22 protein-coding genes, 2 pseudogenes and 1 riboswitch are annotated in these 24,890 nt (G+C 64.5%); of the genes and pseudogenes, 10 read left to right on the forward strand and 14 right to left on the reverse strand.

Going from position 1 to position 24,890, the window contains the following annotated elements; genetic code table 11:
* Position 1 precedes the first annotated feature (1 nt).
* Genes E2K76_RS20555 through E2K76_RS00785 form a run of 3 tightly spaced genes read right to left on the reverse strand, consistent with a single transcriptional unit; the run spans position 2 to position 4,322 of the window.
* The gene (locus E2K76_RS20555; RefSeq protein ID WP_220432150.1) at positions 2 to 2,044 is read right to left on the reverse strand and encodes a glycosyltransferase; all 2,043 of its coding nucleotides are present in this window, start codon (positions 2,042 to 2,044) and stop codon (positions 2 to 4) included.
* Positions 2,041 to 3,198 carry a glycosyltransferase family 1 protein gene (locus E2K76_RS00780; RefSeq protein ID WP_220432151.1) on the reverse strand — a complete coding sequence of 386 codons (1,158 nt, stop codon included), beginning with the start codon at positions 3,196 to 3,198 and terminating at the stop codon, positions 2,041 to 2,043. The genes E2K76_RS20555 and E2K76_RS00780 overlap by 4 nt, the downstream gene beginning before the upstream one ends.
* On the reverse strand, positions 3,195 to 4,322 hold the full coding sequence (locus tag E2K76_RS00785) for a glycosyltransferase (RefSeq protein WP_220432152.1): 1,128 nt from the start codon (positions 4,320 to 4,322) through the stop codon (positions 3,195 to 3,197). The genes E2K76_RS00780 and E2K76_RS00785 overlap by 4 nt, the downstream gene beginning before the upstream one ends.
* Positions 4,323 to 4,470: 148 nt before the next feature.
* On the opposite strand from E2K76_RS00785, the gene E2K76_RS00790 reads away from it, so the two are divergent.
* The 3 genes from E2K76_RS00790 to E2K76_RS00800 all read left to right on the forward strand — a co-directional run bounded on the left by E2K76_RS00790 (position 4,471) and on the right by E2K76_RS00800 (position 7,240).
* Positions 4,471 to 5,610 (forward strand): UDP-galactopyranose mutase, encoded by a 1,140-nt coding sequence (locus E2K76_RS00790; protein WP_136682361.1) that lies wholly within the window; start codon positions 4,471 to 4,473, stop codon positions 5,608 to 5,610.
* A gap of 77 nt (positions 5,611 to 5,687) precedes the next feature.
* On the forward strand, positions 5,688 to 6,791 hold the full coding sequence (locus E2K76_RS00795; protein WP_136682362.1) for a PAS domain-containing protein: 1,104 nt from the start codon (positions 5,688 to 5,690) through the stop codon (positions 6,789 to 6,791).
* Positions 6,788 to 7,240, forward strand: a complete 453-nt coding sequence (locus E2K76_RS00800) for a response regulator (RefSeq protein WP_136682363.1) — start codon at positions 6,788 to 6,790, stop codon at positions 7,238 to 7,240. Before E2K76_RS00795 ends, E2K76_RS00800 begins: the two co-directional genes overlap by 4 nt.
* Before the next feature lie 133 nt (positions 7,241 to 7,373).
* On the opposite strand, the pseudogene E2K76_RS00805 reads toward E2K76_RS00800, so the two are convergent.
* Positions 7,374 to 7,503 (reverse strand): annotated as a pseudogene (locus tag E2K76_RS00805) (IS5/IS1182 family transposase); the annotation flags it as partial.
* Positions 7,504 to 7,939: 436 nt separating this feature from the next.
* On the opposite strand from E2K76_RS00805, the pseudogene E2K76_RS00810 reads away from it, so the two are divergent.
* A pseudogene (locus E2K76_RS00810) lies at positions 7,940 to 8,857 on the forward strand (IS5 family transposase).
* Positions 8,858 to 9,068: 211 nt separating this feature from the next.
* Positions 9,069 to 9,263, reverse strand: a riboswitch (cobalamin riboswitch).
* 148 nt (positions 9,264 to 9,411) lie between these two features.
* Here the strand turns inward: E2K76_RS00810 and E2K76_RS00815 are convergent.
* Together E2K76_RS00815 and E2K76_RS00820 are read right to left on the reverse strand one after the other, a co-directional pair.
* Positions 9,412 to 11,619 (reverse strand): TonB-dependent receptor, encoded by a 2,208-nt coding sequence (locus E2K76_RS00815; RefSeq protein WP_220432153.1) that lies wholly within the window; start codon positions 11,617 to 11,619, stop codon positions 9,412 to 9,414.
* A gap of 393 nt (positions 11,620 to 12,012) precedes the next feature.
* Positions 12,013 to 12,789 (reverse strand): Bax inhibitor-1/YccA family protein, encoded by a 777-nt coding sequence (locus E2K76_RS00820; RefSeq protein ID WP_136682365.1) that lies wholly within the window; start codon positions 12,787 to 12,789, stop codon positions 12,013 to 12,015.
* A 502-nt stretch (positions 12,790 to 13,291) separates the two neighbouring features.
* Between E2K76_RS00820 and E2K76_RS00825 the strand changes: the two genes are divergently transcribed.
* A complete protein-coding gene (locus E2K76_RS00825; RefSeq protein ID WP_136682366.1) occupies positions 13,292 to 13,660 on the forward strand; it encodes a helix-turn-helix domain-containing protein in 369 nt (122 codons plus the stop codon).
* 111 nt (positions 13,661 to 13,771) lie between these two features.
* Positions 13,772 to 14,557 (forward strand): histidinol-phosphatase, encoded by a 786-nt coding sequence (hisN, locus tag E2K76_RS00830; protein ID WP_136682367.1) that lies wholly within the window; start codon positions 13,772 to 13,774, stop codon positions 14,555 to 14,557.
* Between the two features lie 27 nt (positions 14,558 to 14,584).
* Here hisN and E2K76_RS00835 read toward each other — a convergent pair whose 3' ends face one another.
* Positions 14,585 to 15,226, reverse strand: a complete 642-nt coding sequence (locus tag E2K76_RS00835) for a ceramidase domain-containing protein (RefSeq protein ID WP_136682368.1) — start codon at positions 15,224 to 15,226, stop codon at positions 14,585 to 14,587.
* A 75-nt stretch (positions 15,227 to 15,301) separates the two neighbouring features.
* Between E2K76_RS00835 and E2K76_RS00840 the strand changes: the two genes are divergently transcribed.
* Positions 15,302 to 15,994, forward strand: coding sequence for a metal-dependent hydrolase (locus tag E2K76_RS00840; protein ID WP_136682369.1), 693 nt, complete (start codon positions 15,302 to 15,304; stop codon positions 15,992 to 15,994).
* Here E2K76_RS00840 and E2K76_RS00845 read toward each other — a convergent pair.
* The 6 genes from E2K76_RS00845 to E2K76_RS00870 form a co-directional block, all read right to left on the reverse strand.
* Entirely contained in the window at positions 15,984 to 17,063 is a 1,080-nt protein-coding gene (locus E2K76_RS00845) for a primosomal protein N' (replication factor Y) - superfamily II helicase (RefSeq protein ID WP_136682370.1), read from the reverse strand. The two genes, E2K76_RS00840 and E2K76_RS00845, sit on opposite strands and share 11 nt — an antisense overlap.
* A gap of 1 nt (position 17,064) precedes the next feature.
* Entirely contained in the window at positions 17,065 to 18,129 is a 1,065-nt protein-coding gene (locus E2K76_RS00850; protein ID WP_136682371.1) for an SPFH domain-containing protein, read from the reverse strand.
* 1 nt (position 18,130) lies between these two features.
* Positions 18,131 to 19,072, reverse strand: coding sequence for a DUF2927 domain-containing protein (locus tag E2K76_RS00855; RefSeq protein ID WP_136682372.1), 942 nt, complete (start codon positions 19,070 to 19,072; stop codon positions 18,131 to 18,133).
* Position 19,073: 1 nt separating this feature from the next.
* Positions 19,074 to 20,240 carry a toxic anion resistance protein gene (locus E2K76_RS00860; protein ID WP_136682373.1) on the reverse strand — a complete coding sequence of 389 codons (1,167 nt, stop codon included), beginning with the start codon at positions 20,238 to 20,240 and terminating at the stop codon, positions 19,074 to 19,076.
* A 3-nt stretch (positions 20,241 to 20,243) separates the two neighbouring features.
* A complete protein-coding gene (locus tag E2K76_RS00865; protein ID WP_136682374.1) occupies positions 20,244 to 21,101 on the reverse strand; it encodes a 5-bromo-4-chloroindolyl phosphate hydrolysis family protein in 858 nt (285 codons plus the stop codon).
* A 166-nt stretch (positions 21,102 to 21,267) separates the two neighbouring features.
* The gene (locus tag E2K76_RS00870; RefSeq protein ID WP_136682375.1) at positions 21,268 to 21,759 is read right to left on the reverse strand and encodes a GNAT family N-acetyltransferase; all 492 of its coding nucleotides are present in this window, start codon (positions 21,757 to 21,759) and stop codon (positions 21,268 to 21,270) included.
* Positions 21,760 to 21,830: 71 nt separating this feature from the next.
* Between E2K76_RS00870 and E2K76_RS20535 the strand changes: the two genes are divergently transcribed.
* Positions 21,831 to 22,409 carry a flavin reductase family protein gene (locus E2K76_RS20535; protein ID WP_136682376.1) on the forward strand — a complete coding sequence of 193 codons (579 nt, stop codon included), beginning with the start codon at positions 21,831 to 21,833 and terminating at the stop codon, positions 22,407 to 22,409.
* Here the strand turns inward: E2K76_RS20535 and E2K76_RS20540 are convergent.
* Positions 22,406 to 23,344: a pseudouridine synthase gene (locus tag E2K76_RS20540; protein ID WP_136682377.1), complete on the reverse strand. Its 939-nt coding sequence runs from the start codon at positions 23,342 to 23,344 to the stop codon at positions 22,406 to 22,408. The genes E2K76_RS20535 and E2K76_RS20540 overlap by 4 nt on opposite strands.
* A gap of 91 nt (positions 23,345 to 23,435) precedes the next feature.
* Here E2K76_RS20540 and E2K76_RS00885 point away from each other — a divergent pair, with 91 nt between their 5' ends.
* Both E2K76_RS00885 and E2K76_RS00890 read left to right on the forward strand, forming a co-directional pair.
* The gene (locus E2K76_RS00885) at positions 23,436 to 23,882 is read left to right on the forward strand and encodes a nucleoside deaminase (RefSeq protein ID WP_136682378.1); all 447 of its coding nucleotides are present in this window, start codon (positions 23,436 to 23,438) and stop codon (positions 23,880 to 23,882) included.
* A gap of 44 nt (positions 23,883 to 23,926) precedes the next feature.
* On the forward strand, positions 23,927 to 24,889 hold the full coding sequence (locus tag E2K76_RS00890; RefSeq protein ID WP_136682379.1) for a phosphoribosylaminoimidazolesuccinocarboxamide synthase: 963 nt from the start codon (positions 23,927 to 23,929) through the stop codon (positions 24,887 to 24,889).
* Position 24,890: the final 1 nt, after the last annotated feature.

Below are 24,890 nucleotides of genomic sequence, written 5' to 3' on the forward strand. Positions count from 1 at the left end.
CCTACGAAGCGGCAGCGCGAAAAAAGGGCTGCGGGTTCGACCGCAGCACCTCCATCTTCACCGGCGCACCCGAGGCTGCCGATTTCGAGATGGCCAGCGCCACGCGATGCGTCTGAAGCGCCTCGGCATAGGGGCAGCGGATGCGGTTCTCGCGCCCCTGCACGGCGTCGATGAAGTCGCGGTCCTGCCGCCAGACGGGGTCACCCTCGGCACGGCGGACGGGACGGCCCCGGCCCACATCGACCATGATGTCGTGATCCGTGATCTCCAGCGCCAGCGCATCGGCGAAGACATGCAGTCCGATGCGGTGGTTCCAGCGCAGGATGCAGGTGGCCGACAGGTTGGCGATGGCACCCCCGGCAAAGCGCAACGTCGCCGTGGTCGCTGTCGGGACGTCCAGCCCGTAGAAATCCTCGCGGCGCCTCGACGCGGCAATCCCGTAAACCTCGGTCACATCCCCGGCCAGAAAGCGCGCAAGGTCGATGATATGCGTCGCCTGTTCGACCACCTGCCCGCCCGAGCCATCCTCGCGCCACCACCATTGTGGCGGCGGGGTCTGGTCCAGCCAGAAGCCGGTCATCAGATGGGCCGGGTTCCGCGCCAGTTCCGCCCGCGCCGCATCCACGGTGTCGAGGTAGCGCCAGTGATAGCCGACAGCCGTCACGAGGCCCGCGGCTTCCACCTCGGCAGCAATCTCCTCGGCCAGCGTCAGATCCAGCGACAACGGCTTTTCGACGAAGAAGGGCAGACCGCGCGTGATGCAGGCACGCTCGATCTCTCCATGCGCGAAGGGCGGCACGCAGATGAAGACGGCGTCCAGTTCGGCCGCTTCCAGCATGGCGGCGTGATCGGCGAAGACCGCGGCACCGAAGCGTTTGCCCGCGTCTTCGGCACGGGGTGTGTCGGGATCGGCGATGGCGGTGATTGCCACGTCCTCCATCTGCTCCAGCACTCCGAAATGGCGGTGCGCGATGCCGCCAGCGCCGATGAAGCCCAGCCGTGTCGTCATGGATTGCGTCCTCGTCTTCTGAAGCCTGTGGAAAAGCCGTTCCGTTTCTGCCGCCATGCGGGCCGCGGTGAAGCGGTCCGCAAACCGCTGCCGCTGATGCGCCGCGACGCGCGCGCGGTCCTCGGGCTTGCCCAGCGCATCCGCCAGCGCCGCTGCAAGCGCGCGGCGGTCGCCGGGTGGGACCAGCCACGGGTGATCCTCGCCCAGCGCCTCGACCACGCCGCCGATCCGGGTCGCGACGACCGGGCAGCCAAGCGCCATCGCCTCCAGCACCACCAGCGGCAGCCCCTCGAATGCCGAAGGCAGGACCAGCACATCGGCCCCGGCCATCAGCGCGGGGATGTCGTCGCGATGGCCCAGAAGCTCGGCGTTCAGGCCAAGCCTCGCGATACGCCGCCGGATCGCAGCTTCCTCGGGCCCGGTTCCGGCAAGACGCAGACGCACGTTGCCGGGCAGCCGCGCCATGGCAGCGAGCAGGACGCGGTGGTTCTTCTGCGGGGTCAGGCGGGCGACGCACAGCAAGCCGCCAGCGTCGTCCCCATCGGCCGGCACGGGCGGCGCAATGCCATTGGCAATGGCGGTCAAGGGCAGGTTCGGGCGCATCGCGGAAAGCACGGACCGCCATGTGCGCTCCGACCCTTCGCTGACGGTGATGACCGCATCCGTATCCGCCAACGCGGCGGCATAGGCAGCGATCTGGCCCGGATCGGTCAGGAGCCAAGGCAGATGCTCGGTCCGCACGACGACGGCCCCTGCGGCGCGGGCGATGGCGCAAAGGCCATGCCCCTCCCATCCGATCCCGGCATGGATGTTGATCAGCGGCGCATGGGCGAAGGCGCGGTGCCAGCCACCCTCGGCCACCACTGCGGCGATCACCCCCTGCCCCACCGCCTCGGTCACCAGCGCGCGGCCCAAGGCGTGATCGGGGAACAACAGCCGTACGGAGCCGCGCGGAAGCGCCGCCGCAAGGGTCAGCATCATGCGCCCGACGCCCGACGGCTCGGCGCTGTCGGTTGCGAGGATGCGGGGGATCAAGTCCGAACCCGTGCCGCGATCTCCGCCACTGCCCAGCCGGGGCGGCGCGCCTTGCGGATACGCGCAAGATGAGCGTTCATCGCGGCAAAGGTCGCATCCCAGCTTTGCCCCGCCAGCAGTCCATCCGCCGCGTCGCGGGGGCACGGATGGGCCAGTGCCGCATCGCAGGCGGCGATGAATGCGTCGACCCCCTCCTCGATCCGCACTGCGTCAAGGCCCGCGTAATGGCGCACCACGTCGCGCACGGGGGTCGAGACGACCTGCCGCCCCGCCGCAAGGTATTCCAGCGTCTTCGTCGGGCTGATGAAGCGGGTCGCCTCGTTGATGGCGAAGGGCATCAGCGCCAGATCCCATCCGGCGATGTATCGCGGCAGGTCGGCATAGTCCTTCTGCCCCAGCCAATGGATGTTCGGGGTCCGCGGCAGATCGGCGGGCGACAGCTTGACCACCGGCCCCACCATCACGATCTGCCAATCGGGGCGCAGCAATGCCATCTGCCGGATCAGGTCCAGATCCAGCCGCTCGTCCACCACGCCGTAATATCCCAACCGCGGATTGGCGATCCCGGCCTGATCCGCCGGGTCCGGCAAGCCATCCCGCGCGGCGCGGAAATGCGCGGCATCCACGCTGGAGGGGAAAGGATGGATGTCGGAATGCGCGCCGCGCTTCGCCTCGAAGATGCTGTGCCCGCCGGTGAAGACCAGATCGGCATGGGCGATCAGCGCCGCCTCGTTCCGTGCCAGATCCGGCGGGGCGAAGCGGAAGCCCGACAATTCGTCCATGCAATCATAAACGATGGCTGACGCCGCCACATGCGCGGCGAAGGGCCACATCTGCGGGGTATAGAACCACATGACCGGCAGCGTGATTCCGGTGATCGCCAGAAACTGATCCAGCAGCCGCGTCAACGTCTCTTGTTGCGGCATCCCATGCGGCACGCGCGGGCGGATGGATTGCACCGACGTGCCGTCGAAGGCGTGAAACTCCAGATAGGGGAGATGGTGGTCGGTGGGGATCGCCTCTTCCCAGAACCAGACGGGGCGTTCCGCGGCAAAGCGGGACATCAGGTGCTGCGGGCGTTGCAGCACGAAATCCCACCGCAGATGCGAAAAGCAGATCAGCGGCACGGGCTGTTCGGTTTGCAACACGTTCATGCGTCGACCCTTTTTCTCGCTTTTGCCTGTTCGATCGCCCCGGCCAGCCGCCGGACCGAATGTGGCCATGTCCAATGCGACCTAACCACGCTCCGCGGGTCATACCGCCCCGCCGTTTGGATCAGCCGATCCAGCGCGGCGGGAAACTCCGCCTCGGTTGCGATCATCCCGGTATCCTCGCGGATATACTGCCGCCCGCAGACCAGCCCCGCATTGACCAGAACCGGCAACCCGGCCAGCATGTATTCCGTCAGGATCGCAGGGGCGCCGTCTTCCACCCCGCAAACCACGCCGACGCGCGCGCGGTTCATCAGCGCGTTGACCCCTGCGTGATCCACCGGACCGACCCAATCGACCTGCAACCCCCGCCGCATCGCTTCGGCCTGCAATTCGCCGGTCATGTGGCCATAGCCGACGACGCAAAGCGCGCGGTGATGCGGTGCAAGCGCGTCCAGAAGCAGGTCGTGCCGCTTGTAGGGCTGGGTCGCGGCGACATAGACGACGTCGTAATCCTTGGTCGCCCCAGTGGGAAAGAATGTCCGGTCCGAGGCGAACTCCGGCCCGATGGGCAGCACGAGGCACAGCGCGTCGGGGTGGCGCGCGCGGATCTCGTCCGATTGCCATTCCGCGCCTGTCAGGAACAGATCGACATGGCGGCTGATCTCGGGCGGTATCCGCAAGGCCGGCGCGTCGATGGAATTGTAGATGCGGATGCTGGAGGCGCAGGCCGCAAGAATACGCTCCTCCACGCCCAGCCCCCAGACACACAGGATCTCGGGCGGGCCATGCACGGCAATCCGCGCCAATGCGTCAACCGATCGAAAAGGGGCCGGACCATCGGCGCGAAGCGTGCGATAGACGATCCCGCCCAGCCCCGCAGCGCCGCCGATATCGCGGGCCGCGTCATCCCCCGCGAAACGCCAGACCTCGGCGGTGTCGGCCAGCCCCGCCGCGACGCAGGCCAGCGGCAGGCGTTCCAGATACCCGCCGACCACCTCCACCGCAGCCGGGCCGGGCAATGTCACCGCGAGCCAGTCCCCGCGCGCGGCGTCCATATCCAAAGGCGATTCCAAAGACGGCTGCGGGTCGCAGAAATCAGACACTGCCACGATGCGCCGCGTCATCTTGCCATCCATTCCGAGGAGAGGTCACGGCGGATGCCGCGCCTATTGGCCGTTGAACCGCATCGAAGGTCGAATGTTCCCGCCGTGAAAGCAGGAACTTGTCGCGGATGTCGCTGTTCAGGCCCCTGCGACATGCAGGGGGATTGCGATGGGTCGGATCATGGTGGTCGGTGCAGGATTTTCAGGCGCGGTCATCGGGCGAACGCTGGCCGAAGCGGGCTGGCATGTGAACATCGTGGACGCGCGCGACCACGTCGCGGGCAACTGCCACACCCGCCGCGACCCCGAGACGGGCGTCATGGTCCATGTCTATGGCCCGCATATCTTTCACACCGACGATGCCGAGGTCTGGGATTTCGTGAACCGTTTCGGCACCTTCCTGCCCTTTCGCAATCAGGTGAAGACGACCCTGCGCGGCAACGTCTTCTCCCTGCCGGTGAACCTTCACACGATCAACCAGTTCTATGGCCGCGCCATGCGCCCCGACGAGGCACGCGCCTTCATCGAGACGCAGGCCGACATATCCATCACCGAACCGCAGACCTTCGAGGACCAGGCACTGCGCTTCGTCGGGCGCGATCTGTATGACGCATTCTTCAAGGGATATACGCAAAAGCAATGGGGCTGCCCGCCCGCCGATCTTCCGGCCAGCATCCTGAAACGCCTGCCGCTGCGCTTCAACTACGACGACAACTATTTCGCGCATCGGTTTCAGGGGATGCCAGAGCACGGCTATACCGCCGTGGTCGAGCGGGTGCTGGATCATCCGAACATGAGCGTCAGCCTTGGCACACGCTTTGCCCGCAGCGACGCCAAGGACTTCGATCACGTCTTCTATTCCGGCCCGCTGGACGGGTGGTTCGACTACGATCTTGGTCGGCTCGGGTATCGGACGCTGGATTTCGAAAGCTTCCGATACGACGGCGATTGGCAGGGCTGCGCCGTCATGAACTACCCCGAGGTTGAGGTGCCGTTCACCCGCATCACCGAACACAAGCACTTCGCCCCGTGGGAGGCGCATTCCGGCTCGATCCTCTATCGCGAGTTCAGCCGGGAATGCGGGCCGGACGACATTCCCTACTATCCCATCAGACAGGTAAGGGAACGCGCGCTTCTGGGCGACTATGCCCGGAAGGCCACGGCGGAGCGCGGCGTGACCTTCGTCGGGCGGCTGGGAACCTACCGTTATCTGGACATGGACGTGACGATCCGCGAGGCGCTGGACTGCGCAAGGCGCTTTCTGGGCGATCCTTCGCGTATGCCCGCCTTTGCCGTTCCGCCGCTTTGACGGGCGACGGAACCGGCGCGCGGTTGTCAGGTTGTCATATGAACGGAGGGCGGAGACGCCCGTAAACGGAGATTGTCGTGGAAGAACGGAAGGACTGGCATCTGACGGATGCCATACACCACGAACAGGGCCGCGGAGACCCTTTCGCGGCAGCGGTTCGTGCGACGCGGATGCCCATGATCATCACGGACCCCAAGCTTCCCGACAATCCCATCGTCTTTGCCAACGAGGCCTTCCAGAAGCTGACGGGTTATCCCCGCGACGAGTTGCTGGGCCGCAACTGCCGGTTCCTGCAAGGCGAGGATACCGACCCTGACGCCGTGGATGCCATCCGCCGGGCCATCGCCCGCGGCGAGGATATTGCGCTGGATCTCTTGAATTACCGCAAGGACGGATCGGCGTTCTGGAACGCGCTCTATCTCAGCCCGGTCAAGGATGACCAAGGGCGGATACAGTTCTTCTTCGCCTCGCAGCTGGATGTGACGGCACGCATCGACGCTCACTCCCGCGTCGCCCGCCAGAAGGAACGCGTCGAGGCAGAGGTCGAAAAGCGCACCGCCGACCTGCGCGCCGCGCTTGAGGCGCAGAAGCTGCTGCTGCACGAGGTCGATCACCGCGTGAAGAACAACATGACGATGATCGGCTCCATCCTGCGGCTGCAAATGCGCGAGATCGAGGACCCGAGGACGGTTGAACGGCTCCGCGCGATGATGGAACGCATCGACGCGCTGGCGACCGTTCACCGCAGGCTCTACCAATCCGACAACGTCGTGCGGTTCGACATCGGCGCCTATGCCGCCAACCTTGCCGGGGATCTGGTTCAGGCAGCCGATGACCGCGACATCGGCCTCGTGGCCGACCTGAAGCGCGCCGAAGTGTCGCCAGGCCAGGCTTCGGCGCTGGGCCTGATCGTGAACGAAATCCTGACCAACACCATCCGACACTCCTTCCGGCCCGGTGACAGCGGGCAGATCGGCATCCACGCCCGGACCGAAGGTGGCCGCGTCCGGCTGGTCATTTCCGACGACAGCACCGGAGGAACCTTCGGTGATCAGCCCCCTTCCGGTCTGGGCGGTATCATCATCAACCGTCTGTCCAGACAGGTGGCGACAGAGGTCACCTGGGCGACCGATGCCTCTGGCACGCGCGTCGATCTTTCCATCAATGTGGAGGCCCCATGAAACGTCATCCCGGCCCGCTGGATTTCCTTGTCGTCGAGGATGAGCCGCTGATCTCCATGGATATCGAACTGATGGTAGAGGATGCTGGGCACCGCGTCATGGCAACCGCTGTCGCACTGGACGAGGTGGAAGCCATCCCGGACGACCAGACCCCCAACGTGGCGTTGGTCGACATGCATCTGGCGCGCGGCAGCTTCGGGCTGGAGGTCAGCGATTACATCCGCGCGCGTTGGCCGGACACGATCATCGTCTTCGTGACCGCGAATGCACGCGAGATTCCCGACGACTTTGCAGGCGCGCATGGGCTGATCTCCAAACCCTTCTCCTCGGCCGGGTTCATGGCTGCGATGCAGTATCTGGAAGAAGGGATCTGCGATCCACCTCCCGTGTCGCCCCAGCCCGGCAGCTTCGTCGCATCGAAGACATTCGCCGAAAGCTGGGAAAGATGACTCATCCCGCTGCGAAGGCCGCCGCCCCGAGATAGCGTTCGGCGCTGTCGGGCAGGATCGCGACGATGGTCTTGCCCGTAAATTCCGGCCAGCACCTCCTCCTCGCACCCCATCGCCCTTGCAGTCTGCGCGGCGACGACGTGAATTCGATGGCCCTGACGTCGCCGGTTTGGGGCATCCAAGCCGATATGGACCTTGCACCATCGGCTGTGGCGGGATGCGCCATGCTTGCGTGCCTGCCATTCGCCATCGCCACGGAACTTGGACTATCGAACAACAGAGGCACAGGTCCGTCTGGCGGCCAGCCCGACCGTTTATCGCAGCGGCAGGCCGAAACGTCCCGGGGCTTCGCCCGCTCAGAGATGAAAACAGTCCACCGGACTGTTTTCCGAGCGCTCCTCACCGTTCAACTTCAGGAAGATTCGGACCGCGCTCTGCGAGAACATCTTCGGATGGCCACGCTTTCCGGCCTTCGCGGCATTCCAAACCATCGCCGGAGTGAACCAAATCGAGAGAGCCTCGGTGGCGCAGGGCGGCGTTGCAGTCAGGCCAGTTCTCGGGCGGTGGCGCGGAGAGAACGGCTGCAGCATAGCCCGTAGCTAACGCTCGGCATTCGCGACATGATTCCATCTCACTGGCTCCGTTGCACAAATCCAGCGCTGGATTCCTTTCGTGAATCCAGCGTGATAGCTGCGCAGCATGAGCAGACCGACACCACCGACCTTCAAGACTTGTAACTGGCCGAGCTACAATAAAGCGCTGAAGCGCCGTGGCTCGCTGACGATCTGGCTCGATCCGGCCATGACGTGGGAGGCCGGTGCGACAGGTAAACGTGGTCGTCAGCGCGACTACAGCGATGCTGCGATCCAGTCCTGCCTGACCATGAAGGTGCTGTTCGGCACGGCGCTCAGACAGACGACAGGGTTCGTCGAGAGCATGTTGCGGCTGACTGGTCTGAACTGGCAGGCGCCCTTCGTCGGGCGATCCTCAGTTCAGCACGCTGTCACGACGGCAAAAGACCCTGCAGGTGAACATTCCTTATCGTGGTTTGAACGGCCCCCTGCACCTGCTGGTCGACAGCACCGGGATCAAGGTTGAAGGTTAAGGCCCGCAAGCATGGCGGCTTGAAACAACGCGCTCGCCATTGTCCTCGGACCAATGGCGGACATGGCTCGCGGCGCAAGCTCCACATCGGTATCGACGAGAAAACGCTGGAAATCCGCGCGGCCGAGTGCACCACCAGCAACGTGAGCGATGCGCCCCTGCTGCCCGACTTGCTCAACCAGATCCCGCCTGAACAGGAGATCGCCACCGTCACCGCCGATGGCGCTTTCGACACCCGCAAATGCACGGAGCCTTCGCCGCCCGAGGCGCCGGGCCATCGCCCGCAACGAAATCCTGCGCACCTCGAAGCGGGTCGGGCGCCCCATCGGGCGACGATCAAGCGGCTATCACCGCCGAAGCCGGGCCGAAATCAAAACGCATTGCGTCAAGCTGCTGGGCCAGCGCCTGCCCGCCCGGGACTTCGGCCGTCAGATAGTAGTGTTCCAGATCCGCGTTGCAGTCCTGAACGGCTTCACCACGCTCGGCATCCCCGTCACGCAAGCCATGCGATAAGTCTGACCGGGGAAAGGACAGCCCCGGCCTTCAGCTGATTTGGGCAACAGCGCCCTTCTAGTGGAATAGGCGAGGTCGTTGCCCATCCTGACATGCCTTCTAAGCGGCCTGATAGGACAGGCCGTGAAAATCCAATACCCCGCGACGAATGTCGGGAGGCGGCGATGTCACCTTGCGGATGAGCCGCTCCCGACACGCCCACCGCGGTCGCAACAGGTGATCGATCCAGACAGGTTTCCTGACTTGCGGGTCCGCGCCTTGTCCGGCCTTCCCGGCGCAAAGTGCCAGTGGCATATCGGACAGGCTCTCCGCCTACAGTTGCGGACCAGTTCCGGATTTGGCGACGGCCACACCGGATTCGCTTTTACCCGAGGCTTCCCCCGGCACCTTGATCTGGCTGCAAAATCGAACGTATCCCAGTTCGTGTCAACGCGNGGCTGCAAAATCGAACGTATCCCAGTTCGTGTCAACGCGACCGGGCCGTAGAAGTTTTCATGTTGATATGAGGGGGACGATCCCTGTCAGGCCTGTTGCGGCCTGACAGGGATCGTCCATCAGAATGTCATCGACGCCGACAGCGCAAATGTGCGCGGCGCACCTGCGGCGAGGAAACCGCGGGCGGAGGATGCCCAGTAATTCTCGTTCAGCACGTTGTTGATATTGGCGCGGAATTCGACCGAGCGGCCATTCGGACGTTCCATCGTATAACGCGCACCAAGATCGAGCCGGGTCCAATCCGCAACCTTCACGGTATTCTCCGGATCGTAATAATTGCTGCCGCTATAGACGACGCGACCATTCAGGCTGAGGTCTTCGATCCACGGAGTGTCGTATTCCGCATAAAGGCTGACAGCCGTATCGGGAATGCCGGGCGCGTCGTTGCCATCAGTCTCGCCGCCCGGTTGATCCAACTCGGCATCCATGAACGTCACGCCGCCCAGCAGACGCAAGCCGTCGATCGGCTCTCCGAAAACGGCAAGTTCCAGCCCGCGATTGACTTGATGGCCGTTGACCCCGAATTCCCCCGTCACCAGATCGGTGAAACCATTGGGCTGCCTGATCTCGAACAGCGCAGCAGAGAGGACGGCACCGCCCAACTCGTATCTCGCGCCGATCTCCTTTTGCTTGTTGACCGATGCCGGGAACAACTGCCCGGCATTTGCCGCGGCATTCGGAGCGGTCGGCCCCTCGGTCAATGCCTCGACATAGTTGGCATAGACGGTCAAATCTTCGGTGACGCGCGCCGATGCCGCAATGGCGGGCGAGAAGTCGCTTTGTTCGTCGTTGAAGTTTTGCGAGCCGATAGCACCAAGCCGCGTCCGCGTGACGAAGCCGCGCGTATGGAAATCGGTGTAACGCCCGCCCAGCGTAAGCTGAACACGGTTATCCATGAAGGACATCGTATCGGCAATGAAGATGGATCTTGTGCGCAGGTCCGAGAAGGGAATCGTATCCTTCGCGCGCGGCAGACCCGAAATATCCGGGGGCCCATTCTGATAGACCGGATCGTAGATGTTGATCGGGTATCCTTCGAATCCTTGAACGCTGGGATGGACGTCCAGGCCCCGGTGGTTCTCGTTCATCGAATAGGTGAGCCCGATGTTCAGCTGGTGCTCGACCGCCCCCGTCGTGAAAGCGGAACGCAAACCGACTTCGACCGAGTTGCCCTCGATCTCTTGCGGATTATAGCCGTAATAGTTCAGCGCATCCCCGTTCGAGTTGAAGATCTCGTAATTGGTCGTAAGGAAGTTTTCGCGGTAACGGCTTATCCCCGCCGCTGCATAGACGGTCGTGTTGGGCTGAATATCATATTCGACCCGGCCCGCAGCCATGTTGTAGCTGCTGTCGTGGAATTCGAACGGGTTGGAGGTGTTTATGTCACCATCCGGCGCGTCCGGAAGGGTGAACGGCACTTCCCTGCCCAGCTCCGGCGCCGCATTGAACAGCGATGTCGGCGCATTGATGTTCTGGTTGGTATGATTGAGGTCGAACGAAGCGCGAAGCCGGTCGCTGCGATAGTCGAGGCCAAGCGTCGCGACGCCGATCTCGTTGCTGTTATGCTCCAGCGCCGTATCACCGTTGCGATAGGACAGGTTCCCGCGCACGCCCCACTCGCCAGATGCGCCGTAGCGCCGGCCCACGTCCAGATGCGTCCAGATCTGCGAATCCGACAGCCAGGACGTTGTCAGGCGTGTCAGCGGCTCGTCGCCCGCGCGTTTCGGGATCAAGTTGATCGTGCCGCCCACGCGGCCCGTTCCACCAAGTGCCAAAGCGGTCGGCCCCAGCAGAACGTCAACCTGCTCGATCCCCTCCAGATGGCCTTTGCGCGGATTGCCGATGTAAGGCAGCCCATCGTAAAGCGTATCGAGGTTGGTGACCGAAAAGCCCCGGATGAAGAACGAGTCCCGCTCGCTGAATGCCGGCGCGTCCTGCCGCACCGAAGGCTCGTTCAGCGTCACGTCGGCAACGGAACGCGCCTGCTGGTCGCGGATCGTCTTCTCGGTATAGCCGGTCAGCCGGAACGGCGTGCGCAGCACGTCCCGATTGCCGAAGGCCCCAAGCCTCGCCTGCGTGGCGACCTGCCCGCCCGAGAAGGCCAATGACGGCGCGCCGATGACACCCGTGGCGGGCGGCGCTGCGCCGGCAACGATGATCGGCTCAAGCCTGATCGGGCGCGCCGTATTGGCCGGGACATCGGTCGAGCCCCCCTCTTGCGCGACTGCGCCAGCGGCGCCCAAGCAAAGCAACGACACCCCAAGCATGATGCTTCGCCGGCTCGTCCGACCAAATCCGCGTTGATTCCTCACCATTCTTCATCCTGTCAAATATGCACATACGTTTTCGTCAGGCTGGCAGGCCCGACGAGTTTCCTTAGGGTGCTGGCGATGGCTGGCTGATCTTAGAAGCTTCGGACCGATGCGCGGTGCCGACGTTCGACCGTCGGTCCGCCACTCTCGGCGGCGCTGCGTAACTTACGAGAGTTCACGGGCCGCTCAACTTTTATTCAGGGGCGATGCTGCGACAAAACGCCAGCGTTGTCACTTTGCCACGCACGGCGTTGACCGCAGGAAGGACGAGGCGAACACCAAGACACGAAAAAGCCCGCAGACCAGAGGTCTGCGGGCTTCAAGATCATTCGTGCGCAGGGGCCGGATTTACTCGCGGTTGCCCATGAACTGCAGCAGGAACATGAACAGGTTGATGAAGTCCAGATAGAGCTGGAGCGCACCCATGATCGCCGCTTTGCCCAACCACTCGCTGTCGCCCATATGCGCGTGCTGAAGGTAGGTGTTCTTGATGTTCTGCGTGTCATAGGCGGTCAGACCCGCAAAGATCAGAACGCCAAGGGCCGAGATCGCGAACATCAGCGCCGGGGACTGCAGGAAGATGTTGACGATCATCGCCACGACCAGACCGATCACACCCATCATCAGGAAGGTGCCGAAACCCGACAGGTTCTTCTTGGTGGTATAGCCATAGAGCGACAGTGCTGCGAACGCGATGGCCGTGATCAGGAACGTTTGCGCGATCGAAGCCCCGGTGAAGACCAGAAAGATCGACGACAGCGACAGGCCCATCAACGCGGCATAGGCATAGAAGAACAGCTGGGCGCTAGCCATCGACAGCTTGTTGATCAGAGCGCCGAACGCGAACACCATGATCAGCGGGGCGAACATGATCACCCACTTCAGCGGCGAGGCATAGATCGCAACGCCCAGCGAGGTCAGATACTGATCGCCGATCTGCGCCTGTGCCAGCGACGGGTCGGTCGTGGTCGCAAGGCCAGCAATGGCCCATGCGGCAGCGCCGGTCAGTAGCATGCCCACGGACATCAGCCCATAGACCTTGTTCATGTGGGCGCGAAGCCCCTGATCGATCTGGCCGGCCCGGGCGCCGGCGCCAACAGAACCGATCGTCTGATAGTCAGCCATTCATACCTCCGTAAACTTTCCCGCGCGGCGCTTGGGCGCGCGCGCCGGTATCGTGCTTGATATCGTAAAGCATAACAGAGCTTTCAACGGCCTCCCGCCGGAAAATGCGTGCAGTCGCAGTGACCATTTGCCTCACGGACGCCGACATAGAGGAAAACGTCCGGGCTTTTGCGCCCGAATCGAATTTATGTCCGGGTCTCGGCAACCCAAAGGCGCGAATTTCGCGAATTGCACAACACCTGAGGGGGAATTTTCGCATTACGCAATGCAAAATGCCAAACACCCTGGGGTTGTGTTGGTTAACATGCATGCTTACACAAATCAGCCCGCACCGGATGCGGACCCTATCAGGCGACCCTGCCGGAAGGGACATATCTAAAAGGACAGGTCAGGCGTATTTCTACTCATCGGTTCGCTTTTCTTTGACCGGCGAGTCGATTTGGCACAATTCTTGCTTATGTTGTGTCGAGGGACGACTGTAATGAGAAAGTGGAGTTTGTGAATGAAACACCCTGTTGACGCCCATGTCGGCAAACGTATCCGCCACCGTCGCTGGATGGTGGGGATGACCCAGCAGCAGCTTGCCGACAAGGTGGGGATCAAGTTTCAGCAGATCCAGAAGTACGAAACCGGGATGAACCGCGTCAGCGCGTCGCGTCTGTGGGACATTTCTGAAGTTCTCGGCGTCTCCATCGCCTTCTTCTTCGAAGGTCTCGAAGGTGCCGAAGCGAACCGCAGCACCTCGGTCGTCGAAGGCGACATGATGGCCGACAAGGAAGCTCTGGAGCTCGTCCGTTCCTATTACGCGATCCCCGAAGCCCAGCGCCGCCGTCTGTTCGATCTGGCAAGGGTGTTGTCCGACGCGGCTTGAACGCCGCCGGCGTGACGGCCGCCGCCGTCGCCATCCGCCCCATGGTCCACTGAAACGGTTGACCCGCCGCCCCGGTAACATTAGCGCACGGGTGCCGGTGAGGGAGCGCAGATGGAAAAGTCGTTACGGGAAGACCTGATTTCAACCGCGGCGGAGCTTGCAGACGCAGCACGTGAAGCCACGCTTCAGCATTTCCGCGCGGCCGACCTGTCGGCCGACAACAAGGGAACAACGCTTTTCGATCCGGTCACGATCGCGGATCGGGAAGCGGAGCGGCGAATGAGGGAAATTCTTGCCCGTCGCCGCCCCCATGACGCCATCCTTGGCGAGGAGATGGGCGCGAACGCCGGAACCTCCGGCCTGACCTGGGTGCTCGATCCGGTGGACGGCACCCGCGCTTTTCTTTGCGGCACCCCGACATGGGGCGTCCTGGTCTCGGTCGCGGATGCGACCGGGCCGATCTATGGTCTGATCGACCAGCCCTACATCGGCGAACGGTTCACGGGCGGCTTCGGTATCGCCAGCACGACCGGCCCGCTCGGCGCCCGGCCGCTTCGCACCCGCCCAGCCCGGCCGCTGGCCGAGGCGCTTCTAATGACCACCTTCCCCGAGGTCGGCACCCCCGACGAAGGCGCGGCCTTCCGCCGCCTGTCGAAGCAGACCCGACTGACGCGATATGGCATGGATTGCTACGCCTATGCGCTACTTGCCGCCGGACATATCGATCTTGTGGTCGAAGCTGGCCTGCAACCCTACGACATCCAGGCCCCCATCGCCGTGATCGAGGCCGCTGGCGGCATCGTCACCGACTGGACCGGCAACCCGGCCCATCAGGGGGGCCGCGTCATCGCCGCCGCCAATCCCGAAATCCACGCCGCCGCGCTGGCCTATCTCTAGCGCGGCAGCACCGCCGGGCGATGGCCCTCAACGGGCCTGAGCCGGGCGGTCCGCCCGCCCATGCACCATGATCATCCAGCCCAGCATCACCGCGTTCAGGATGTGCCACAGGAAATGCGTGCCCAGCGGAAACCGTCCGCAGATCGGCATATCCGCCATCCGAACCGCCAGCGACAGGCACAATATCCCCGCCCCCACCGCCAGCCCCTTCGCCGTTGAAGGCGCACGCCGCCACAGCAGCGCGGCATAGATCAGGATGAGCACCGGCACCGGCGCATAGCCCGCCGAAGACCCCATCCCAAGCCCCTGAAACACAGGCACCAGCAGGGCCGAAAAGGGAAAGAACCCAACCACCGCCAGCCCCGCGCCCCAGGGCCGCATCCCCAGCAGATCGCGGCTGGCCGCGAACACATACAGCAGGATGAACGCAAGGATCGGCGTCGTGTCCATCATCGCCGTCAACCGGTTCGCGTGGGTGTGGAACAGCCACGATCCCACCCCGATCACCGCCAGCAGCACGCACATCGTCCGCCCCAGCCCCCTCGCCTGCCGCCAGACCACCGCCGCCGCCAGCACGAAGGCGATGTTCGTCAGCGCATTCACCGGCTCGGCCCAGTAAGCCGGGCCAAGCCGTTCGCAATAGGCGTCGATGCTCGCAAACCAATCCATGCCGCCAGTCAATCCCCCTTCCCTTTGCCGCGCAAGGCGTTAGCTTGCCGCAGGCGCAGCCCAAGGAGAGACGCGATGAAACTCACCTTTCTCGGACATGCCGGCTTCCGGCTGGAAATCGAACAGGCCGTCCTGCTGATCGACCCGTGGTTCAGCGGCAACCCGGTCTTTCCCGCCGACCGTCAGGACGAAGCGACCCAAGGTGCGACGCATATCCTCGTCACGCACGGCCATGGCGATCACACCGCCGATGCGCTGGCACTGTCCAAGGCGCGGAAGATCCCGCTGGTGGGCATCGCCGACCTGATCGGCTGGTGGGGGCACGAGGAAGGGATCGAGGGCATCGGCTTCAACAAAGGCGGCACCGTCGATCTGAACGGCGCGAAGGTCACAATGGTCAACGCCACGCATTCGTCATCGGTCGAAGGGCGGACGGGACCGATCTATGCCGGGACCGAATCCGGCTACATGATCGCGGGCGAAGGGCATACGATCTACATCTCGGGCGATACCGACATCCTGGCCGACATGGACTGGATGGGCGATTACCACAAACCCGACATCGGCATCCTTTGCGCCGGGGGCCATTACACGATGGACATGAAGCGCGCCGCCTATGCCGCCAAGCGGTATTTCGACTTCAAGACGGTGATCCCCTATCACTACAAGACCTTCCCGGCGCTGGAGCAATCGGCACAGGCGCTGATCGACGCCCTGCCCGGCGTTCAGGTGATCGAACCCGAAGTCCTGAGCCCGATTACGATCTAGCCAGCGTCAGGAACACCGCCGCCACGATGATCGCGAGGGCCACGGCCAGCGCGATCTTCCATGTGGAATAGGGCCGCTCGCCCCGCACCTTGCCCGTCTGCCCATTCACCACGAAACGATAGCTTTTCCCGCCATAGCGGTATGCCGCCATCCAGACCGGCAGCAGCACATGCTTGAAGCTTTCGTCGGCATAGTCGGTGTTGATCCCTTCGACCCGCTGTTCGTCGCCGCCGATGTCATGGATCACGTCGCGGTGGATTACCTGCGCCATCACCTGCCGCGCGTTCTGCCAGCCCTGATCCAACGGCACGGTATAACCCTCGGCGGTGAATCCGGCCAGATAATCGCCGCGATAACCCTCCAGCGCCGACAGGTCCCACGGCTCCAACGCCTCGACATAATCGCGCGGCAAGCTGGCGCTGGCCAGCACCAGAACATCGTCGAACCGCCGCCCGACACGCCCCTGCGCCCGGAACCAGCGGGTCTTGCGCACCTGCTGCTGCCGCCGCTCCATTCGCCCGTTGACGTTCACGGTGACCATCTGGGTTTCGTAATACCACTCGCCCCGCGCGCCGACATAGGTCGACCGGGTCGCAGCATCGAAGGTCCACCACGGCACATACATCCCCGTCAGCGACCGCCCCTTGCGCGCATATTCCTGCAGCCGGTTCGGCGCGAACCAAAGCGAGCCGAGCCAGTTGGACATCGCCTGCTTCGCCTCGCGTTCGGTCAGGCGGAACGGCACCACCGCCTGCGGCTTTATCAGCCGTTCGGTCCCCGTGCCGACCACCACCGGGGTCGCGCAGAACGGGCATTCGCGGGCATGGGAAGCGCCCTGAAATTCGATCAGCGCGCCGCAGTTGGGGCAGCGCGTGGCTGGCACCGTCTCCATCTGCGCGGCACTCAGTTGCCCGCGCAAGGCCGCCTTCAGGTCCAACTCCTCCAGCCGGGTTTCCTGATGCGGGATCTCCTGCATATGGCCGCAATGATCGCAGACAAGCTGCGTCTGGCCGGGCGCAAACCGTAGGTCCGCGCCGCAGCGGTCACAAGGCCAGTGACGGTCCGGCAAGTCAGCCTCCCGGGATCGGCGGCGGCACGTTGGCGAACAGTTGCGGCAGGGCTTCGGAAGCAGGCTTCCACCCTTCCTGCCCGGTGGTCCAGACGAGGCTGTCGCGCGTGACGCTGCCGCTGGCGACCTTGCCCGACAGATCGGCACTGGAATACGGCCCCTGCGCCACCCCGTTGATCGCGATATGCCAGGCCGGATCGACCGGCGGCGGGGGCGGCGGAACCGCGCCCCAAGGCCCGCGCTGGGCCATGTTCATCCCGATGGCCGCGCCCAGACCCGTCTCCATCGCGGATGACGCAGCCCCACCCTTGCCCAGCGCCTCGGCCGCATTGAACTGCATGTATTTGTTCAGATCCCCTGCGATCCCCGCACCGGTGCGCTTGTCCAGAACCTTCTCCACCTCCTCGGGCAACGAGATGTTCTCGACATAGAATTCCGGCAGCGTCAGCCCATAGCCTTCGATCGTGGGCGTGATCGCCTGCACCACCAGCTTGGCCAGATCCGCCGTGTTCGCCGCCATGTCCAGCACCGGAATGCCCGAACCGGCGATGACGCGGCTGAACTCCTGCACGATGACGTTGCGGATCTGATAGCTGATCTCGTCCGCCGTGAATTCGCCATCCGTGCCGACGATCTCGGTCATGAACCGGCCCGGATCGGTCACGCGCATGGAATAGGTGCCATAGGCCCGCAGCCGCACCGGCCCGAATTCCGGGTCGCGCGCGATGATCGGGTTCTTGGTGCCCCATTTAAGATCGTTGAACCGGGTCGTGTTGACGAAATAGATCTCGGATTTGAAGGGCGACCGAAACCCGTGATCCCAGTGCTGAAGACTGGTCATGATCGGCAGGTTGTTCGTCTCCAGCTCATACAGCCCCGGCCCGAAGACATCGGCAAGCTGGCCTTCATGGATGAAGACCGCCGCCTGCCCCTCGCGCACGGTCAGCTTGGCGCCGTATTTGATCTCGTGACCGTGGCGATCAAACCGCCAGACCATCGTGTCGCGCGTGTCATCGACCCAGTGGATCACGTCGATGAACTGTCCTCGCAGGAAATCGAAAACCATATCAGGCACCTCCGCCAAGAATTTCGGTCGCGATCTGCTGCACGATGGGGCGCGCCTCGGCCTCGGTCATGCCGGGGCGCAGGCGCGCGTCGTAAAGGATGCGCAGCAGGTATTCGTCCATGACCGTCAGGGTCGCGAATTCCTCGTCGTCGTTGAAGACCGAGGGGCGCGCCTGCGGGTGATCGTTGGCAAGGCCCAGACCCTGGGCCACTTCTTCGTGCAGGCAGGCCATGCGGCGCAGGTCGGGCTGTTCGGCCCGGATCAGCGCGAAGGCCCGGCTGTAGGTGCTGCTGCCCCCCACCGACATGGCATAGACGAGGCAATAGGTGGACCGGGGCAGCGCCACCACCGCGGCAACCTCGGCCGCCGAAAGTTCCGGCAGCATCTTGCCGAACTGATCCCCCATGGCGCGGCGCTCATCCTCGTTCAGGATGAACAGGTGGAAGTTCGCGCCATCGTCTGCCAACGCGATCGGATGCCCCGTCAGCCGCGAAAGGCGCGACAGATACGATCCGATCCGCGCCTTTTCGATCCCGCGCTTTTCCACCGGGGTGGAGGGGCCAAAGACGACGCCCACCTTTACCGGCCCGGCCCAACGGCGCAGCGGGCTGGGCACCTCGGCCTGCGTGAACCCGTCCCTACCGCGGGTATATTCGTCATAAAGTGCGATGCGGACGAAATTCTCGGCCAGCATCGTGTCGGTGAACGGTGTGTCCGGCCCGCCCCCATCGGTGCGCAGCAACCCCCGAGAGATCTGGTCGGACTGGATCGCGGAGTAATAGACGCGCAGCGCCTCGGACTCTGCCGATGGCGGAAGCGGCGCAGCTTGGGCGGCGGGGCGGGCCTTGGGCCGCAGCCCCGGCTTTACAGAAGCAACCTCGGCCGCGCAGCCTGCCAGAAGCAGCGCGGTCAGGCCCAGCCCAAGGGTCCGCCCCCACCGCATGTCAGGTCACCGGGGCGGGACGCGGCGCGCGGGCGGCGGCCAGCGTATCGCGCAGTTCGGCTTCCATCTTCTTCAGGTCCTCCTCGGCGGCGGCGCGCTTGGCCTTGCCCTCGTCCGCGATCTGCAGGCTTTCGTTGATCGTCGCGATCAGGGTGGCGTTGGCCTTGCGGATCGCCTCGACGTCGAAGACGCCGCGCTCCATCTCGGTCCGCACCACGCGGTTGGATTCCTGAAGATTGTCGGCGTTGCGCGTCAGCAGTTCATTCGTCAGATCGTTGGCCGCGCGGATCGACTCCGCCGCCTCGCGCGAGCGTTGGATGGTGACCGCCTGCGCCAGCTGCGTCTCCCACAGCGGGACGGTGTTGACCAGCGTCGAGTTGATCTTCGTCACCAGCGACTTGTCATTCTCCTGCACCAGCCGGATCGAGGGCAGCGACTGCATCGTGACCTGCCGCGTCAGCTTCAGATCATGCACCCGGCGTTCCAGATCGTCGCGCGCGGCGCGCAGATCGCGCAGGGATTGCGCGCCCATCACCTGATCGGCCTCGGGCGTTCCGGCCAGTTCCGCTTCCTTGGCGGGGATCAGAGTCTGGTCCAGCTCGACCAGCTTCGCCTCGCCGGCCGCGATGTAAAGCGCCAGTTCGTTATAGAAATCCAGCGTTCGGTCATACAGGATGTCGAGGCTTTTGACATCCTTCAGCAGCTTGTGCTCGTGCCCCAGAAGCGTCTCGGTGATCTTGTCGATCTGGTCCTGCACCCGCTCATACCGGGCGACGAAATTGGCGAAGGGCGCGGCCTTGCCGGTGATGCGCTCCCACCAGCTTTTCTTGCGCCGCACGTCCAGTTCCGACACCGAAAAGCCGCGGATCGTCGTGACCATCTGGCGCAGGCTGTCGCCCGCCGGACCGACTTCCTTGTTCTTCACATCGGCCAGCATCGCCTGGCTGATCTGTTGCAGTTCCGCCTGCGCCGCCGATCCGAAGGCGATGATCGACTGCGTGTTCGTCATGTCGATCTGCGCCATGCGGGTGCGGATCGCCTCGGCCTGCGCGGGGGGCGCATTCTCCAGCGGCAGCGTTTCCTCGGGCGGGGTCGGCAGCGCGTTACCCGGCAGGGCAGCGATTTCTTCCGAGGTCTTTGCGGCTTCTTTCGCAACGGTCGGGATCATGGTCTACCTTTCGGTCAAGGGCGCATCGCGCGACAGTCTTTCGCGCAGGACGGCGATTTCCACATCAAGGGCGGTTCGGTCATTGGACAGCAGCGCCTTGCTGCGTCCGGCAAAGCTCGTCTCCAGATCGTCCAGCAAAGCGACGTAATCGGCGCGGGCGGCGGGGTCGCGAACGCCCGCGAACTTCACCGTCGCATCGCGCGCGCCCATCAGATAGACGCCCATGTATTTGCGCGCGGCGCTCAGATCGCCGGGGTCTTCCTCGACCTGCCGGAACAGCGCGCGGGCGGCGGATGCAAAGCGGTCCACCCGTTCGGTCAGGTCGCGGTCGCGCAGGGGCAGGATCGCCTCGCGCATCGCCGTCAGATGCTTTTCGCCCTCGTCCACGGCGCGAGCGACCCGGTCGGATTGAAAGTCATCCTCGATACCCTTGTCCTTCAGCGGATCAAGGCCGAAGGCCGCCAGATGCAGCGCCCCCGCCATCAGCCCGAACAGCACCGGAAACACCGGCCCCTCGCCCCGCATCAACGCGCCCGCACCGACGCCCAGCGCGGTCAGCACCGCCCCGAACATCTTGCGCGGAAAGGCGGGGCGGCGCGCAACGCGGCGCGCGTCATAGGCGTTCTCCGCCCGCACGCCTTCGCGCGTCAGAAAGGATGCGCACAGGATCAGAACGAAGGCGGCAACCCCGGCGACCATCTGCGCCGGCTCTCCCCGCAGACCGTTCACTAGGAACAGCACAGCCGGGAACAGCATGATCTTGGTCCGGGCGCCGCCCTTCTCTCGCCGCCTGCCATCCCAGGCGTGCGGCTCGCCCCCGGGACCGCCGGGGCTGAACTTGCCCGTAACGCGCCGCGCCATCAGCTTACCCCATCGGTCGCGACATAGATCATCAGCCCCATGAGGAGCAGAAAGGCGAGGGTTCTGAACGACTTCGCAGGCATCGGATTCCCCGCAACTCTTTGAAACAGGATCACACTAGCCGAAGGTTTCCCATACTGCCAATAGGGCTTTGGCGGCTTTTCGCTCAGACCCCGCGCGCCTTCGTCACATGTCCGCTCACCCCGTTCCACGCCCCCGCGACCAGCGACACGCCCAGCACCCGGTCGGGGTTGGTCGGCGGCGGCATGACGACGCCTTCCAGCTTGCGGAACCCGAAACGGCGGTAATAGGGCGCATCCCCCACCAGCATCACGCGGTCCCATTCCAGCCGCGCAGCCTCGGCCAGCGTCTCGGTGATCAAAAGCGCGCCCAGCCCCTCGCCCTGCCGGGTCGGGTGCACGGCCACGGGGCCAAGAAGCAGCACGTCATGCTCGGCCACCTCGACCGGCCAGTAGCGGATCGCGGCGGCCAGAACCCCGTCCCCGTCGCGCAGCACGGCGCAAAGTGCGGCCACCGTCGCCACCCCGTCCCGCAGCCGATACGAGGAAAGCGCCGTCCGCCCCGGCGCGAAACAGAGGTCGTAAAGCGCCTCCACATCCCACCAGTCGCTCGGTTTTTCCTGCTCCAGCTGATACACGCGGCCTCCGAATCTTCTGGAAACGCGGGTAGCACGCGGGCATGACAGTCGCAAATCAGAAAGGAGCCAAGATGTTCTATCGCCCCGAGGATGGCCACGGCCTGCCCCACAACCCGTTCAACGCCATCGTCGCGCCCCGGCCCATCGGCTGGATTTCGACCCGCGGGGCATCGGGCGACAATCTTGCGCCCTACTCCTTCTTCAACGCCATCGCCTACACCCCGCCGCAAGTCATGTTCTCGTCCACCGGGGTGAAGGACAGCCTGACCGCGATCCGGGAGTCCGGAGTGTTCTGCGTGAACATCGTCGGGATCGACATGGCGGTGCAGATGAACGAAACCTCGGCGGCGCTGCCACGCGGAACGGACGAGTTCGACCATGCCGGGCTGGAGAAAGCCGCCTGCGAGACGATCGACTGTCCCCGCGTCGCAGGGGCGCCCGCCGCGCTGGAATGCCGCGTGACGCAGGTGATCGACCTGAAAGGCGGCGCGAACCATATGGTGCTGGGCGAAGTGATCGGCGTCCACCTGCGCGACGATTGCGTGGTGGACGGCCGGTTCGACGTGACGCAATTCTCGCCGCTCTCGCGCCTTGGCTACCACGACTATGCCGCCGTGTCCGAGGTGTTCGAGATGGTGCGCCCGACCTAACGCTTGCGCGGACCGGGACCGGCCGGGCGGCGCGGCGCGAATTTCGGGTTGCTGCGCTTGGCCGGGTCTTCGGACGGCATCGCGTCCTTCTTCCCTCGCGCAGTGAAGACGCGCTTCTCGCCGTCCTTGCGGACGGGACGTTTGCCTTCGGGCGGGCGGGCCTTCGCCTCGCGTGCCTTGGCGCCCGGATGCTTGTCACCCTCCATCGGGTCCATGCCAAGCTGGTCGCGCAAGACGCGGCCCTTGACCTCCGACACCTCGCCCGGCTTCAACTCGTTCAGGCGGAACGGGCCATAGCTGACGCGGATCAGCCGGTTCACCGTCAGGTCGATCGCGTGCATCGCGCGGCGGATCTCGCGGTTCTTGCCCTCGCGCAGCCCCACCGTCAGCCACGCATTCGCGCCCTGGATTCGGTCCAGCTTCACTTCCATCGGCTGGAAGGTCTCGCCCTCGACCGTGATCCCCTTGCGCAGCGGCTCCAGATCGGGGTCGGTCGGATTGCCATTCACCCGCACACGGTATTTCCGCAGCCAGCCCGTCGAAGGAAGCTCCAGCTTGCGCTTCAGCTCGCCATCGTTGGTCAGCAGCAAAAGCCCCTCGGAATTGAGGTCGAGCCGCCCCACCGACATGACGCGCGGCATGTCTTCGGGCAGGTTGTCGAAAACCGTCTCGCGCCCCTTTTCGTCGCTGGCCGATGTGACCAGCCCCTCGGGCTTGTAGTAAAGCCACAGGCGCGGCGGCTCGGGCGGGGCCAGCGGCTCGCCGTTCACCGTGATCTTGTCCGCCGCCGTGACGTTCAGCGCCGGGCTTTCGATGACCTTGCCGTTGACCGCGACCTCGCCCGCCTCGATCATCCGCTCCGCCTCGCGGCGCGAGGCGACACCGGCGCGGGACAGCACCTTGGCGATGCGTTCGCCGTCTTTCTTTTCGGTCATCGGGGCAATCCTTCGTGTAGCCCTGCTTGATATGTGTCTTGGCGCATTTAAGCAAGTTGCCCTTCGCGCCCGTGCAAGGCATGAACGGGCGATGACGTTCCGCAGCCATATGGACATCGCGCTGGATCAGGCCCGTGCCGCCGCCCTGCGGGGCGAGGTGCCGGTGGGTGCCGTCATCGTCCGCGACGGGCGCGTGATCGCCGCCGCAGGCAACCGCACGCGCGAGCTGTCCGACCCCACCGCCCATGCCGAGATGCTGGTCATCCGCGAGGCCTGCCGCATCGCCGGGTCCGAACGTCTTGGCGGCCACGATCTCTATGTCACGCTGGAGCCTTGTCCGATGTGCGCCGCCGCCATCGCCGCAGCCCGGATCGGCCGGCTTTACTATGCGGCATCCGACCCGAAATCGGGCGGCGTCGCCCATGGGGCGCGGGTGTTCAGCCATCCGCAATGCCACCACACCCCCGAGGTCTATGACGGTCTGGCCGAAACCGAAGCCGCCACCCTTCTGCGGGACTTCTTCGCGGGCCGCCGTTGACAGCCGCCGCGAGCGGCCCTAGCGAAAAGGCAAAGGAGACACCCATGCCGCTCGATTTGTCCCGTGTTCTGCCCGAAGCCCGCATCCCGGAACTGCCGAACCCCTATTTCGGCAAGGTGCGCGACTGCTACGACATCTCGGGCGGGCGGCGCATCCTGATCTCGTCCGACCGCATCTCGGCCTTCGACCGCATCCTGACCTCGATCCCGTGGAAGGGCCAGGTGCTGACGCAGATGGCCCGCTGGTGGTTCGAGCAGACCGCCGACATCGCGCCGAACCATGTGCTGGAATATCCCGATGCCAACGTGGTCATCGGCAAGCTGGTAACGATCCTGCCGGTGGAAATCGTCGTGCGCGGGTATCTGGCGGGCACGACGGGCACCTCGGTCCTGACGCTGTATAAGCAGGGCGTGCGGCAGATGTATGGCCATGTGCTGCCCGACGGCCTGCGTGACAATCAGGCGCTGCCGCAGCCGATCATCACCCCGACGTCGAAAGCCTTCGACGGCGGCCATGACGAGCCGCTGGACGAAGCCACCATCGTCGCCCAAGGGCTGCTGACGCAGGAACAATGGAATACGGTGTCGAAGATGGCGCTGGCCCTGTTCGCCCGCGGGCAAGAGATCGCGGCGCAACGCGGGTTGATCCTCGTGGACACCAAATACGAATTCGGCGTGGATGAAAACGGCACGATCCTGCTGGCGGACGAGATCCACACCCCCGACAGCTCGCGCTACTGGCACGCTGCCAGCTACGTGCAGGCGTTCGAGGATGGCACCCGCCCCGCCAGCTTCGACAAGGACGTGATCCGGTCGTGGGTCGCCGCCCGCTGCGACCCCTATGCCGACGAGATTCCCGAGATCCCGGCCGAGATGATCGCCGCCACCGCCGCCGCCTATGTCGAGGCGTATGAGACAATAACAGGCGAACCCTTCCTGCCCGACATGAACGGCGCAACCCCGCTGGATCGCGTCCGCACCAACCTGACCCCTTATTTCGAGGCCTGAC

The organism is Falsirhodobacter xinxiangensis (genome assembly GCF_004959935.1).
Lineage (GTDB): Bacteria > Pseudomonadota > Alphaproteobacteria > Rhodobacterales > Rhodobacteraceae > Falsirhodobacter > Falsirhodobacter xinxiangensis.